Genomic DNA, 13,109 nt, shown 5'->3' with positions numbered 1-13,109 from the left:
TCCGGGGGCAGTAACGCGAAATCCACTGCTACTACTCCCCCACCTAGCCGATGCTGGCGGCGTTGGCCGCCTCGGTGTCCGCGTAAGAGCCCGCGGTGACGGCAAGCGTGGTGGCCAGCTGCTCCTGCACAGCTGCCGCCTGGACGCTGATCACCTGATACAGACGTGCGTGCGCGGCGAACTGGGCGGCGGTCAGCTGAGACACCACGTCGGCGGCGGCCGGAACCACCCCAGTGGTCGGTGCTGCCGCAAGTTCGTCCCCTGTGCGCGCCATTGCGTTGATGGACTGCAGTTCCCCGGCGACGCCCGCCACGATTTCGGGCCGAGCGATCACGAGTGACATTTGTGTTCCTCCCTTAGAGCACTTGCATCAGTGACTTTCAGCAACCGGTACGCCACTGACGCGCATCCTCCGTCAGGTTAGGCAGCCCGCCGTGCGCAACACAGGCTTCAGCAAGCCTGTTCACTGTCGAGTTATCAATTGTTCATTTGCTGAGACGCTCCGGGTGCCCATTTGCATTATTTCTATGAGTCTTATCTGAATGAAATATGTTTTGAGTATTGTATGAATTATCGGAAATAGTTGATTTCTCGGCCCCAATTATGGCGTGGTGGCGGCTGGCAGCCTCGGGATGTGATCTGCGTTACCTTCCAAAAGCACTGACACACAACGTGATTACCCGCCGCCATAAGAGGGTCCGAAGTCGGGTCGGACACCCGCTGACGGGTTACCTGGATATGCCGAAGGTCCTGCGTATACTTCACACACGATGTCCAGTGGGCGCCGCCGGGAATGGTGCTTGATACGATCCACGGCCGGACCAACGACCACCACTGGCGCGGCAATTGCGCTTTGAGTCGTTTGCTCGTGGAACCATCATGGGAAAACGGCCAGACAACGCGACGGTGAACGGCCGGGACCGCGATGGTCCGACCCTAGAGGCTAAGGTCCGAGCCACACCGATTGCAAACCGCACCCGCAAAGTTATCGCCGCGGTCGCCGCCGGCCTGTCTGGGAGCGAGCTGACTGTTACTGGTAAACCCGCGGATCCAACGTCCCGATGTAGGACAGGTCGCGGTAACGCTCGTCGTAATCCAGGCCGTAGCCGACGACGAAGTCATTCGGGATGTCGAAGCCCACGTAGGTGATGTCGACGTTTGCGCCCACCGCGTCGGGCTTGCGCAGCAGCGTGCACACCCGCAGCGAGCGCGGATGGCGGCTGGTGAGGTTGCGCAGCAGCCAGGACAGCGTCAGGCCGGAGTCGACCACGTCCTCGACGATCAGCACGTCGCGGTCGTGGATGTCGCGGTCGAGGTCCTTGAGAATCCGCACCACGCCCGACGAGGACGTCGAGGAACCATAGGAGCTCACCGCCATGAACTCGAACTGAGTTGGCAGCGGAATGGCGCGAGCCAGGTCCGTGACGAACAGCACCGCACCCTTGAGGACGGTGATCAACAGCAGGTCCTGGCCGGTGGTTGTTGCCAGGTCACGGTAGTCCTCGCCGATCTGTGCGGCGAGCTCGGCGATGCGGGCCTGAATCTGCTCCTGGGTGAGCAGCACCGACTTGATGTCCCCCGGATACAGCTCGGCCGCCACGTGCACAGCGTGCCATGCTTAGCTGTGAGGAACCAACGCAGCCGTCAAATTGCTTCCTGGCGCAATGTAAGTAGGCCGGCCCGACGACCCGCCACCAGGCGCCGACCCCGCAGCGTGGAGCCGACTGCCACCCCACCCTGACCCCGCCATGCGGTCACCAGCGTGTCCACTCCGCGAATCTGCTTGTCGGTCAGGTTGATCGCGCCGCCACCTAACAGCCAGGCCCGGATCACCCGCCGTCGCACCGGTGCGGACAACCCGGACAGGGCGGCGGTGTCGAGCCCGTCTCCCGTCGTGACCTCGGGCAGTGCAGCGGCGGCGATCGCGTCGATCAGATCGGTGTCCTCGCGCAAGGCGGTCGCGGTGCGCGCCAGTGCCTCGGCCACGCCGCCGCCCAGGACCTCTTCCAGTAGCGGCAGCACTTCGTTGCGCAGTCGGGCCCGGGTGAAGCGGGGGTCCCGGTTGTGCGGATCCCACCAGGGGTCGAGGCCGAGCTCGGCGCACGCGGCGTGGGTCAGCTGCCGGCGCACCCCGAGCAGCGGGCGACACCAAGGCGGATCGTAGGGACGCATACCGGCGATGGACCGGGCGCCCGAGCCCCGGCCCAGACCCAGCAGCACCGTTTCGGCCTGGTCGTCGAGCGTGTGGGCCAGCAGCACCGGGCCGTCGCGATGGCGGTCCAGCGCGGCGTACCGGGCGGAGCGGGCCGCGGCTTCCGGGCCGCCACCGCCGCCGACCTCGACGCGAATCACCCGCGCCTGCTCGCAGCCCAATGAAATAGCTTGCGCGCGTGCCATTTCCGCGATCTGAGCCGAACTGGTCTGCAATCCGTGGTCCACGATCAGCGCGGTGGTGGGCCGCAGCTTTGCGGCAACGGCGGTGAGCGCCAACGAATCCGGGCCGCCGGACAATCCCACGCACCACCGTGCGTCCGTATCGACCAGCTGTGTCTGCGCGAATTCCTCTACAGCCCTGCGCAGTTGGGCTACAGCACCCTGTCGATCCATCGTTGGGGCTGGTCGATCTCGGCGGGCAACGGCAATGTCTCGGGGCTCGTCCAGACGGTGTTGAACCGCTTCATGCCGACGCGCTCCACCACCTGGTCGACGAACACCTTGCCGCGGGTGTACTGGCTGAGCTTCGCCTCGACACCCAACAGCGCACGCAGCAGTCGCGCCAGCGGCGGTTGCTTGCGCTGACGGCGCTCGTCGAACCTGCGCCGGATGGTGGCGACCGAGGGGACCACCATCGGCCCGACCGCGTCCATCACGTGTTCGGCATGGCCCTCGAGCAGCGTGCCCAGGACCAGCAGCTGGTCGAGGGCTTTACGTTGTGGCTCGGACTGCACCGCGCGCATCAAGCCCAGAATCCCGCTTGCATTGGTGTCGTCCGAACCGTTGCCGCGGGTCCGCACGTATTCGGCGAGCCGGCCGGCCACCTCACGGATGTCGTCGGCGGGCTCCTGGGTCAGCAATCCCAGCGAGCTCGACATATAGTCCGCGATCCACGGATTGGCGGTGAACTGCACTCGGTGGGTGACCTCGTGCAGACACACCCACAACCGGAAGTCGGACGGGTCGACCTTCAGCTGGCGCTCGACGGCGATGACGTTCGGATACACCAGCAGCAGCGTTCCGGTGCGCTGGTCCTGCTGGCCGTTGAGCGAATTGAACGGGTCGTACTGCCCGAGGATGCCGGAGGACACGAACGCCAGCACGGCGCCGGTCTGTGCGCCGGTGAGCCGCCCGGTGATGAAGCCACGCGGCTTCTCGCTGCCGTTGGTCATGGCGCGCATCGATTGAGCTGCCGCCCGGATCCATTCGGGGCGGTCGACGACGCGGGCCGGTGGCACGGGGCCCTCGGTGATCAGGCCGGTGACGTCGCGAACGGGTGGCTCGGCCTGTTCGGCCGCCGTCATCAACTGCGCCATCACCTGGCGGCGGGTGTAGTCGGAGGTCACCGGCCCGCCGCGGGCCAGTTTCTCGCCCACGGTGGCCGCAAACCCCCAGTCGACGGCGTTACCCATAGTGAGGCCGGAGGACCCCGGCGACGAGGACGAGGGGTCGGTCACGTCGCGCACCCGCAGAACCACAACCTGGAGGCCAGCGCATCGAGTGCGTTGCGACCGTTCGGGCCGGCGTCGTTGGACACGAACGCAAACGTGAGCACCCGGCCACTGGCATCCGTGAGAAGCCCGACCAGCGAGTTCACCGCAGTCAGCGAACCCGTCTTGGCGCGCAGCCAGCCGGCCGGGCCCTGGTCGGTGGACCGATCCAGGAAACGTTCCCCGAGGGTGCCGCTGCCACCGGCGATGGGTAACAGATCCAGCAGGGCGCGCAGCGACGACTGGTCCGGTCCCGCGGCGGCCTGGACCGTGCCGTCCAGCGTGCGAGCGGTCAGCCGGTTGTTCACCGACAGCCCGCTGGAATCCACCAGTGCGGCCCCGCTGGTGTCGACGTGGGCGGTGTTGAGCCGGCTGGTGACGGCGTCGACGGCGCCGGTGAAGCTGCGCGGCCGGTTGATCGCGGCCGCCACCTCCCGGCCGATGCACTCGGCCATCACGTTGTCGGAGGCGTTCATCATCTGGGAGAGCCGTTGAATCAGCGGCGGCGACTGGACGACGGCCAACTGCCGGGCGCCGGAGGGGGCCGAACCAATCGTCACCGCACCCGGATCCAGGCCGAGCCCGATGGCCAACTCCCGTCCGGCGTCCAGCGCCGGGGTCCGGGACCGCCGCGAGTTGACCGTGGTGGGCTGGATGCGGCCCGCGTCGATCATTGCCGCCTCAATCGGCGCGACGTCACCGTTGTCGACGTCTGCGGGGTCCCAGCCCGGCGCCAGCGTCGGACCGCTGAACGCAGAGATGTCGACCTGAACAGATGTCGGCGTCACGCCGCTGCGGTGCACCTGTTCGACCAAATCGCTGATCCGCGCCGCCCCGTGATACCAGGTCTCCACCCCGGGAGGCGCCGCCGACAGCGTCGGGTCGCCGGCGCCCACCAGCACGACGGGACCCTGCGCGTTCTGCGCGGACGCGACCACCCGGGTGCTGATCCGGGCCTGCCGGTCCAGCGTGAGCAGGGCCGCGGCGGCGGTCAGGACCTTGTTGGTCGACGCCGGGATCATCGGCTGATCATCGAGAAGGCGCCACAGTTCCTTGCCGGTCAGGGCGTCGGTGACCCGCCCGCCCAGCCTGCCCAGGTTGGGATCGGCCGCGGCGGCGGCCAGCGCCGCGGCCACCCCGCCGGCGCTGGGTGTGTCGGCGTTGTCGGCGACGGGAGAGACCGCCGCCTTGACCGTGGGGGGCCGCGGCGGCGGCACCGGTGAGCGCGCGCCGCTGGTGCCGTGACCTCCCGTGGTGAACAGCACGGCCGCGGCCACCACGGCAGCGACGAACACAAGTACCACCAACCCGACCAGCACGTGGGTGGACTTGCGCCAGCTTTTGGGGCCCATAGAGATCGTCGCACTCCTGTCGTCGCGTCCCATTCTGCCGAACCGGCCGCAAAGCATCCCCGCGGCACCCGCTGGATTAGTGTGTAGCCGTGCAATTCGACGTGACCATCGAAATCCCAAAGGGCCAGCGCAACAAGTACGAGGTCGACCACGAGACCGGCCGGGTGCGCCTGGACCGCTACCTCTACACCCCGATGGCCTACCCCACCGACTACGGCTTCATCGAGGACACCCTCGGTGAGGACGGTGACCCGCTGGACGCGCTGGTGCTGCTGCCGCAGCCGCTGTTCCCCGGCGTGCTGGTGGAGGCGCGCCCGGTCGGCATGTTCCGGATGGTCGACGAGGCCGGCGGCGACGACAAGGTGCTGTGCGTTCCAGCCGGTGACAATCGGTGGGACCACATCCAGGACATCGGCGACGTGCCGGAGTACGAACTGGAAGCCATCAAGCACTTCTTCGTGCATTACAAGGACCTCGAACCGGGCAAGTACGTCAAGGCCGCCGACTGGGTAGGCCGCGCGGAAGCCGAGGCCGAGGTGCAGCGTTCGGTGGAGCGGTTCAAGACCGAAGGACACTGAACCGTAGTGTCGCCACGGTGACGGACGGCGCGGCCACACCGGCAGCCGCGGGGGCGTCGGTCGGCCCGGTCGCGCGCAGCAGCGTCGTCCGGGTCGGTATCGCGACGGCGCTGACCGCGCTGTGCGGCTACGCGGTGGTCTATCTGGCCGCGCGCAACCTCTCCCCGAGCGGCTTCTCCATTTTCGGCGTGTTTTGGGGTGCGTTCGGGCTGGTCGGTGGGGCCGCCAACGGCTTGCTGCAGGAAACCACCAGAGAAGTCCGCGCCATGCAATACCTGGACGCCCCGGGCGAATCCCGGATCCGTCCGCTGCGTGTGGCGGGGATGGTCGGCCTGATCTCGGCCGCCCTGATCGCGGGCAGCTCACCACTGTGGGCCGGGCGCGTGTTCGTCGAGGCGCGCGGGGAGTCGATCGCCCTGCTCAGCGTCGGATTGGCCGGCATCTGCCTGCATTCGACCCTGCTGGGCATGCTGGCCGGGCTCGACCGATGGGGACAGTACGGGACGCTGATGGTGACCGACGCGGTGATGCGCGTGACGGTCGCCGCGGTCACGTTCGTGGCCGGTTGGGGGCTCGTCGGATACCTGTGGGCAACGGTCGCCGGCTCGGTGGCGTGGCTGATCATGCTGGTCGGCTCGTCGAAGGCGCGCGCCGCGGCGCGCGTCCAAACCCCGGGCAACACTTCGACGTTCCTGCGCGGCGCCGCCCACTCAATCACGGCGGCGGGCGCCAGCGCGATTCTCGTGATGGGTTTCCCGGTGTTGCTGAAGACGACCTCGGCCGACCTGGGTGCCGAGGGCGGCGTGATCATCCTGGCCGTGACGCTGACCCGGGCGCCGCTGCTGGTGCCGCTTTTTGCGATGCAGGGCAACCTGATCGCCCACTTCGTCGACGAACGCAGCCACCGGTTGCGCGCGCTGGTATCCCCCGCGCTGCTGGTCGCGGGGATCGGCGGGCTGGGTGTGCTGCTGGCCGGGCTGGTGGGCCCGTGGCTCCTGCGGTCCGCGTTCGGGTCGGACTATCAGGCCAGCAGCGCGCTGTTGGCGTGGCTGACGGCCGCCGCGGTGGCCATCGCCCTGCTTACGCTCACCGGTTCGGCGGCGGTCGCGGCCGCGCTGCACCGCGCGTACTCGCTCGGGTGGGTTGCCGCCACCGTGGCCGCCGGGTTGTTGCTGATGCTGCCGCTGGCGCTGGAGACCCGCACCGTGGTGGCCCTGTTCTGCGGTCCGCTGGTGGGAATCGCCGTCCATCTGCTCGCCCTGGGGCGTGGCGGACGCGCCGACGGCTGATCAGACCTGGTCCGACGTGTACTTTGTGGCTTGCAATGGGTTCTGATACGCGCGACGTCTGGATCGTCGTCCCCAACTTCAACGAAGGCCCCGTCATCGGCGAGGTGATCTCCGAGCTGCGCTCGGTCTTCGACAACGTCGTCTGCGTGGACGACGGCAGCTCGGACGGCAGCGGCGAGATCGCCCGGTTGGCCGGAGCCCACCTGGTGCGCCATCCGATCAACCTGGGACAGGGCGCGGCCATCCAGACCGGCATCGAGTACGCCCGCAGCCAGCCCGGCGCCAAGGTCTTTGCCACCTTCGACGCCGACGGCCAGCATCGGGTGAAGGACCTGTCCGCGATGGTGGACCGGCTTCTGGTCGGCGACGTCGACATCGTGATCGGCACCCGATTCGGCCGGCCGGTCGGCAGCCGGCCACCGTTTCTCAAGCGAATGGTGTTGCAGACCGCCGCGCGCCTGAGCCGACGTGGCCGGCGGCTGGGCCTAACCGACACCAACAACGGTCTGCGGGTGTTCAACAAGACCGTCGCCGACGGGCTGAACATCACCATGAGCGGCATGAGCCACGCCACCGAGATTGTCATGATGATCGCCGAAAACCAGTGGCGGGTAGCCGAAGAACCGGTCGAGGTGCTCTATACCGAGTACTCCAAGTCGAAGGGTCAGCCGCTACTGAACGGCGTCAACATCATCTTCGACGGGTTCCTGCGCGGGAGGATTCGGCGTTGACAAGGACGAGGAAATGAACTGGATCAAGGTGCTGCTGATCGGCTCGATCATCGCGTTGCTGATCTTCTTGCTGCGATCGCGCCGCAGCGCGCGGGCGCGGGCGTGGGTCAAGGTCGGCTACGTGCTGTTCGTGCTGCTGGGCATCTACGCAGTGCTGCGACCGGATGACACGACGGTGGTGGCGCACTGGTTCGGAGTCAATCGCGGCACGGATTTGATGCTGTATGCCCTGATCATGGCGTTCAGTTTCACCACATTGAGTACATATATGCGGTTCAAGGACCTGGAGTTGCGCTATGCGCGGCTAGCGCGGGCTATCGCCTTGGAGAGCGCGCAGGTCCCCGAGCCGCGCTAGCTTGCGCGAGCAGACGCAAAAGCACCCGACACGCCGTGCGTGCGGGTGCTTTTGCGTCTGCTCGCCATAACTACTAGGCCCGCTGGCTCCGGAAGAAATTCACCGTCCGGCGCACACCCTCATCCAGACCGACCTGGGGCCGCCAACCCAAAACCGTTGCCGCCAAACCAATATCAAGGCAGGACCGGCGCAGGTCGCCCAGCCGCGGCGGGTGGAACTCCGGGTCGTCCGGACCGCCGACCGCGGCGGCCACCGCTGAATGCAGCTGGCGGTCCGAGGTTTCGACCCCGGTCCCGACGTTGAACCGCTGACCGCCACCCGCATCGCCGGATGCCCGCACGAAGGCGTCCACCACATCGTCGACGAATACGTAGTCGCGGGTGTTGGAGCCGTCCCCGAAAACCTTCGTGGGCTTACCTTCCAGCAGCGCCTGCGCGAAGATCGCGACCACACCGGCCTCGCCGTGCGGGTCTTGGCGCGGGCCGTACACGTTGGCCGGCGCGATGTGTGAGCAATCCAGTCCGTACAAATGCCGGAAGGTGTTGAGATAGATCTCACCGGCCACCTTGCCCGCGGCATAGGGTGAAGCGGGGTCGGTCGGCACCGTCTCCGGTGTCGGGTACTGCGGCGGAACACCGTAGATGGAACCCCCGGACGAGGTGTGTACCACCTTGCGGACACCGGCGCGCCTCGCCGCCTCGGCGACTCGCACGGTGCCGATCACGTTCACCGAAGCGTCGAACTGCGGGTCCGCCACCGAATGCCGCACATCGATCTGAGCGGCCAGATGAAAGACCACCTCGGGCTTGTGCTCGTCGAAAATCGACTCCAGGTCGGCGGACACGATGTCGGCCTCGACGAAGACGTGCCCGGTGTTGCCGGCCAGGTGCTCCAGGTTGGTCGCGCGGCCCGTCGCGAAGTTGTCCAGGCTCACGACCGTGTGGCCGTCGGCCAGAAGACGGTCGACTAGCGTCGACCCGATGAAACCGGCTGCCCCGGTGACCAGTGCGCGCACTGGCCCACCATACCGAGTGGCGCTGGCGGCAGCCGCGCTGATCGTGGCGCAGCTCGGGATTCGCGCGGTACTGGCGTTCGGTGGCTATTTCTATTGGGACGATCTGATTCTCGTCGGCCGGGCCGGGACACAGGGGTTGCTGTCACCGTCGTACCTGTTCGACGACCACGACGGACACGTGATGCCCGGCGCCTTCCTGCTGGCCGGGGCCATCATCCGGTTGGCCCCCCTGGTGTGGACGTGGCCGGCGGTCAGCCTGGTGGTGCTGCAGCTGTTGGCATCCCTGGCGTTGTTACGGGCGCTGTACGTGATCCTGGGGTGGCGGCCGGTGCTGCTGATCCCCCTGACGTTCGCGCTGTTCACTCCGCTCGGGGTGCCGGGGTTCGCGTGGTGGGCTGCCGCGCTGAACTCACTGCCGATGCTGACCGCGATGGCCTGGGTGTGCGCCGATGCGGTGCTGCTGATCCGCACCGGCAACGAGCGCTACGCCGTCACCGGTGTGCTGGCCTACCTCGGCGGCCTGCTGTTCTTCGAGAAGGCCGCGGTAATCCCGTTCGTCGCGTTCGCGGTGGCGGGCCTGCTCCAGCACGTGCAGGGCGGCGCCAATCCGCTGCGCACGGTCTGGCGGGCGGGTGCGCGGCTGTGGGCGGCGTCGCTGGCGATCACGGTGTGCTGGGTAGCGCTGTACCTGTCGGTGGTGAATCAGCGGCGATGGAGTTCGGATCTGGCGATGACGTGGGCGCTGTTGCGCCGTTCGATCACGCACGGGATAGCGCCGGGCCTGGCCGGTGGGCCATGGGACTGGGCGCGATGGGCGCCGGCCTCGCCGTGGGCCACACCACCGGTCTCGGTGATGGTGCTCGGGTGGCTGGTTCTGGCTGCAGCGCTTGGTGTTTCGCTGGCACGCAAGCAGCGGATCGGGCTGGTGTGGCTGACCGCAGCGGGCTATGCCGTCGCCTGCCAGGTGCCCATCTATCTGATGCGCTCGTCGCGGTTCACCGCCCTCGAACTGGCCCAGACGCTTCGGTATTTCCCCGATCTGGTGGTGGTGCTGGCGCTGCTGGCCGCGGTCGCGTTCATCGCACCCAACCGGGAGTCAGCCCGCCGGCTCGACGCCTCCCGGCTGCGTACCGTGCTGACATGCGTTGGGGCACTGCTGTTTTTGATCAGCAGCGGATATTCGACGGCTACGTTCCTCACCTCGTGGCGGGACAACCCGGCGGAGCCCTATCTGAAAAACGCCCAGGCCGGCCTGGCGAACACCAACAGGGCGGTGCCGCTGCTGGACCAGGAAGTCGACCCGCTGGTACTCCAACGGGTGGCCTGGCCGGAGAACCTGGCCAGCCACATGTTCGCCCTGATCCGCGATCGCCCTGAATTCTCCTCCGCTACAACACAATTGCGGGTTATCGACAGCAAAGGCCGATTGGTCGACGCCCGAGTGACCTGGGTGCGGACGATCGCGCCGGGCCCGGTGCCACAATGCGGCTATTTCGTCCAGCCCGACCAGCCGGCCCGCCTGCTTCTGGACGGACCGTTGCTGCCGGCGGAGTGGACCATTGAACTCAATTACCTCGCCAATTCCGACGGTTCGATGGTGCTGGCACTGTCCGAGGGCCGCGAAGTCAAGGTGCCCGTGCATCCGGGCCTGAACCGCGTGTATGCCCGGCTGCCGGGGGCCGGGGATGCCATCGTGGCGCGCGCCACCACTACCGCGCTCTCGGTCTGCCTCGCCTCTGGGCCGGTGGGCTTCTTGGCCCCGGTCTGATCTGGTCAAACTCCGGCCCCGAGGCGGGAACGGGGATACGCTGAGGGCTTCCCGAAGGCGGGAGGACGAACATGTCCTATCTGATCGCGGCCCCGGAATATCTGGTGTCGGTGGCTGCGGAACTGCTCGGTATCGGCTCATCGCTCGACGTCGCGAATCTTGCTGCAGCGCTTCCTATTTCCGAGGTAATGGCCGCGGGTGCGGACGAGGTGTCGACGGCGGTGTCCGCGTTGTTCGCCGGGCAGGCCCAGCAATACCGAGCGGTCACCCTTCAGGCTGAGGCGTTTCATCAGCAGTTCGTACGATCGCTGACGGCAGGTGCCGACTCGTATGCGGCGGCGGAAGCGCTCAACGTCGGTCCCCTGCAGCCGGTCCTCGACCTAATCAATGCGCCCACCCAGACGCTGCTGGGCCGGCCGCTGGTCGGCAACGGCGCCGACGCAACCACCCCGGGCGGACCGGGCGGCCCCGGGGGGCTCCTGTATGGCAGTGGCGGCAAGGGCGCACCCGGCGGGACGCTTCAGGCCGATCGGCAACGGCGGCAACGGCGGGGCCGGTGGGTCCGGCAGCGGGAGTCCCGGAAAGGATGGTCTCGGCGGTGCCGGCGGCTTGCTCTTCGGCGCGCCGGGCGCTGTCGGTTAGCCACGCCCTGAAACGTCCCAGCCGGCAACACCGATAGTGAGGTGTGTCGGAGTTGATCGCGGTCCCCGATCTGGTGGCCGCCGCCGCTACGGACCTGTCCCGCATCGGGTCCTCGCTGACCTCGGCCAACCTGGTCGCGGCCCTGCCCACCTCGGCGCTACCGGCCGCCGGAGCCGACGAGATCTCGGCCGCGGTCACAGCGCTGTTCACCGGGTATGCGCGTGAGTATCAGGAGCTCAGCGCCCAGGCGGCGGCATTCCACCAGCGGTTTGTGCATGTGCTGACCGGCGCCGCCGGGTCGTATGCGGCCGCCGAGGCGACCAACGCCGGGCCGCTGCAACCGGTGCTTGATCTGATCAATGCCCCGACCCAGACGCTGCTGGGCCGCCCGCTGATCGGCAACGGGGCCAACGCAACGACGCCGGGCGGAGCGGGCGGGGCCGGCGGGTTGTTGATCGGCAACGGCGGCGACGGCGCGACCGGTGCGCCGGGCGGCACCGGAGGGGCCGGTGGGGACGCCGGACTGATCGGGATCGGCGGGGCCGGCGGTGCCGGCGGTATTGGCGGCGGCACCGGTGGTGTCGGCGGGGCCGGCGGCCGGCTGCTCGGGTTCGGCGGATTGGGCGGCGCAGGTGGCGCCGGCCTGCTCGGCGGTGCCGGCGGCAACGGTGGCGCCGGCGGGCAGGGCGCGCTGATATTCGGCGGCGGTGGGTTCGGGGGCGCCGGTGGCCAGGGCGGCGCAGCTGACGCAGGCGGCGTGGGCGGGGCCGGCGGCGCTGGTGGTGTCGGCGGTGCGGGCGGCGTTCTGTTGGGCAATGGCGGCCAAGGAGGCGCCGGCGGTGGCGGTGGCGGCGCCGCGGGCATTGCCGGCGCGATGCGGGGGGCCGCCGGTGCGATAAAGGATCTGGAGCGACGGCAGAAGTCCCGCCAGACCAGGGCTTCGCGCGACGCTTTGGACCGTGCGCTGATCGACCTGGCCACCTATTTCCGGGATGCGCTGGTGGTCTCGGCGGACGCGGGCCAGGTTCGGGCCAACCATCCCGACATGGCCGAGCGGGTGAGCTCGCTGGCCGGGCACGCCAGCCCCGAGCGGCTGCTGCGCTGTATCGAGGCCGTGCTGGAATGCCGGGAGGCGCTGGCGATCAACGTCAAACCCAAGTTCGCGGTTGACGCCATGGTCGCGACCATTGGGCAGGAACTGCGCTGAGTTGCCGGAGTTGGGCGCGATGGGCCGGCTGCCGTAGACTCGTGCCGCCCGACAATCGGGTAGCGCCGCCTTAGCTCAGTCGGTAGAGCGATTCACTCGTAATGAATAGGTCAGGAGTTCGATTCTCCTAGGCGGCTCCATCTTTCGCGTCATCCGCCCGGTCCGGGCAGGCCGTCCTCGCCAAGTATCACGCCTTTGGTGCCGCCCGGCCCGCCCAGGCCACCGGTGCCTGTGCCCAGCGGCAGGCCCGGGACGCCGCCGGCTCCGCCGTGGCCGCCGCTGCCCACGTACTTCGCCGACGCGCCCGCGCCGCCCGCGCCGCCGTGACCACCAGCGCATCCCGGAAATAGGTGGCCAGGTCGATCAGCGCACGGTCCAAAGCGTCGCGCGAAGCCCTGGTCTGGCGGGAACTTCGGCGGTCGCTCCAGATCCTTTATCGCACCGGCGGCCCCCCGCATCGCGCCGGCA

Annotated in this window: 13 protein-coding genes, 1 tRNA gene and 1 pseudogene; 8 read left to right on the top strand and 7 right to left on the bottom strand. The window is 68.3% G+C overall.

The features are described from left to right. Window positions 1-43: 43 nt before the first annotated feature. The 5 genes from A5645_RS14930 to dacB form a co-directional block, all read right to left on the bottom strand. On the bottom strand, window positions 44-343 hold the full coding sequence (locus A5645_RS14930) for a PE family protein (RefSeq protein ID WP_065035940.1): 300 nt from the start codon (window positions 341-343) through the stop codon (window positions 44-46). A gap of 687 nt (window positions 344-1,030) precedes the next feature. Then, window positions 1,031-1,606, bottom strand: coding sequence for a hypoxanthine phosphoribosyltransferase (gene hpt / locus A5645_RS14925; protein WP_065130077.1), 576 nt, complete (start codon window positions 1,604-1,606; stop codon window positions 1,031-1,033). A 38-nt stretch (window positions 1,607-1,644) separates the two neighbouring features. Continuing rightward, window positions 1,645-2,607, bottom strand: coding sequence for a tRNA lysidine(34) synthetase TilS (tilS, locus tag A5645_RS14920; protein ID WP_065130076.1), 963 nt, complete (start codon window positions 2,605-2,607; stop codon window positions 1,645-1,647). After that, window positions 2,586-3,626: a zinc-dependent metalloprotease gene (locus A5645_RS14915; RefSeq protein ID WP_065130141.1), complete on the bottom strand. Its 1,041-nt coding sequence runs from the start codon at window positions 3,624-3,626 to the stop codon at window positions 2,586-2,588. Before A5645_RS14915 ends, tilS begins: the two co-directional genes overlap by 22 nt. Window positions 3,627-3,667: 41 nt before the next feature. Next, window positions 3,668-5,056, bottom strand: coding sequence for a D-alanyl-D-alanine carboxypeptidase/D-alanyl-D-alanine endopeptidase (gene dacB / locus A5645_RS14910; RefSeq protein WP_155768020.1), 1,389 nt, complete (start codon window positions 5,054-5,056; stop codon window positions 3,668-3,670). 89 nt (window positions 5,057-5,145) lie between these two features. On the opposite strand from dacB, the gene A5645_RS14905 reads away from it, so the two are divergent. From A5645_RS14905 to A5645_RS14890, 4 genes are read left to right on the top strand one after another with little or no spacing between them, the layout of a single operon-like run. Next, window positions 5,146-5,634: an inorganic diphosphatase gene (locus A5645_RS14905; protein WP_065130075.1), complete on the top strand. Its 489-nt coding sequence runs from the start codon at window positions 5,146-5,148 to the stop codon at window positions 5,632-5,634. Continuing rightward, window positions 5,631-6,923 (top strand): hypothetical protein, encoded by a 1,293-nt coding sequence (locus tag A5645_RS14900; RefSeq protein WP_155768030.1) that lies wholly within the window; start codon window positions 5,631-5,633, stop codon window positions 6,921-6,923. Before A5645_RS14905 ends, A5645_RS14900 begins: the two co-directional genes overlap by 4 nt. A gap of 35 nt (window positions 6,924-6,958) precedes the next feature. Then, the gene (gene ppgS / locus A5645_RS14895) at window positions 6,959-7,654 is read left to right on the top strand and encodes a polyprenyl-phospho-N-acetylgalactosaminyl synthase PpgS (RefSeq protein WP_065035935.1); all 696 of its coding nucleotides are present in this window, start codon (window positions 6,959-6,961) and stop codon (window positions 7,652-7,654) included. 13 nt (window positions 7,655-7,667) lie between these two features. Then, a complete protein-coding gene (locus A5645_RS14890) occupies window positions 7,668-8,009 on the top strand; it encodes a DUF2304 domain-containing protein (RefSeq protein ID WP_036363044.1) in 342 nt (113 codons plus the stop codon). Between the two features lie 73 nt (window positions 8,010-8,082). On the opposite strand, the gene A5645_RS14885 is transcribed toward A5645_RS14890, so the two are convergent. Further along, window positions 8,083-9,024 carry an NAD-dependent epimerase/dehydratase family protein gene (locus A5645_RS14885; protein WP_065035957.1) on the bottom strand — a complete coding sequence of 314 codons (942 nt, stop codon included), beginning with the start codon at window positions 9,022-9,024 and terminating at the stop codon, window positions 8,083-8,085. On the opposite strand from A5645_RS14885, the gene A5645_RS14880 reads away from it, so the two are divergent. The 4 genes from A5645_RS14880 (at window position 8,990) to A5645_RS14865 (ending at window position 12,781) form a co-directional block, all read left to right on the top strand. Then, window positions 8,990-10,792 carry a hypothetical protein gene (locus tag A5645_RS14880; protein ID WP_065130073.1) on the top strand — a complete coding sequence of 601 codons (1,803 nt, stop codon included), beginning with the start codon at window positions 8,990-8,992 and terminating at the stop codon, window positions 10,790-10,792. The two genes, A5645_RS14885 and A5645_RS14880, sit on opposite strands and share 35 nt — an antisense overlap. A 71-nt stretch (window positions 10,793-10,863) precedes the next feature. Continuing rightward, entirely contained in the window at window positions 10,864-11,445 is a 582-nt protein-coding gene (locus tag A5645_RS14875) for a PE family protein (RefSeq protein WP_065130072.1), read from the top strand. 32 nt (window positions 11,446-11,477) lie between these two features. Further along, the gene (locus A5645_RS14870; protein ID WP_065130071.1) at window positions 11,478-12,641 is read left to right on the top strand and encodes a PE domain-containing protein; all 1,164 of its coding nucleotides are present in this window, start codon (window positions 11,478-11,480) and stop codon (window positions 12,639-12,641) included. A gap of 64 nt (window positions 12,642-12,705) precedes the next feature. After that, a tRNA-Thr gene (locus tag A5645_RS14865) sits at window positions 12,706-12,781 on the top strand. A 175-nt stretch (window positions 12,782-12,956) separates the two neighbouring features. Here the strand turns inward: A5645_RS14865 and A5645_RS27795 are convergent. Next, window positions 12,957-13,109, bottom strand: a pseudogene (locus A5645_RS27795) (DNA polymerase III subunit delta'); the annotation flags it as partial.

It is taken from the genome of Mycobacterium asiaticum (assembly GCF_001673635.1).
Classification (GTDB): Bacteria; Actinomycetota; Actinomycetes; order Mycobacteriales; family Mycobacteriaceae; genus Mycobacterium; species Mycobacterium asiaticum_C.
The sequence above is the reverse complement of the archived record's forward strand: the minus strand, read 5'-3'. Positions and strand labels throughout refer to the sequence as shown.

Bases quoted from the DNA above. Each gene is read 5' to 3' on its own strand.
- ppgS (WP_065035935.1), top strand. From the start codon at position 6,959: ATGGGTTCTGATACGCGCGACGTCTGGATCGTCGTCCCCAACTTCAAC.
- A5645_RS14875 (WP_065130072.1), top strand. From the start codon at position 10,864: ATGTCCTATCTGATCGCGGCCCCGGAATATCTGGTGTCGGTGGCTGCG.
- A5645_RS14880 (WP_065130073.1), top strand. From the start codon at position 8,990: ATGAAACCGGCTGCCCCGGTGACCAGTGCGCGCACTGGCCCACCATAC.
- tilS (WP_065130076.1), bottom strand. From the start codon at position 2,607: ATGGATCGACAGGGTGCTGTAGCCCAACTGCGCAGGGCTGTAGAGGAA.
- dacB (WP_155768020.1), bottom strand. From the start codon at position 5,056: ATGGGCCCCAAAAGCTGGCGCAAGTCCACCCACGTGCTGGTCGGGTTG.
- A5645_RS14890 (WP_036363044.1), top strand. From the start codon at position 7,668: ATGAACTGGATCAAGGTGCTGCTGATCGGCTCGATCATCGCGTTGCTG.
- A5645_RS14915 (WP_065130141.1), bottom strand. From the start codon at position 3,626: ATGGGTAACGCCGTCGACTGGGGGTTTGCGGCCACCGTGGGCGAGAAA.
- A5645_RS14930 (WP_065035940.1), bottom strand. From the start codon at position 343: ATGTCACTCGTGATCGCTCGGCCCGAAATCGTGGCGGGCGTCGCCGGG.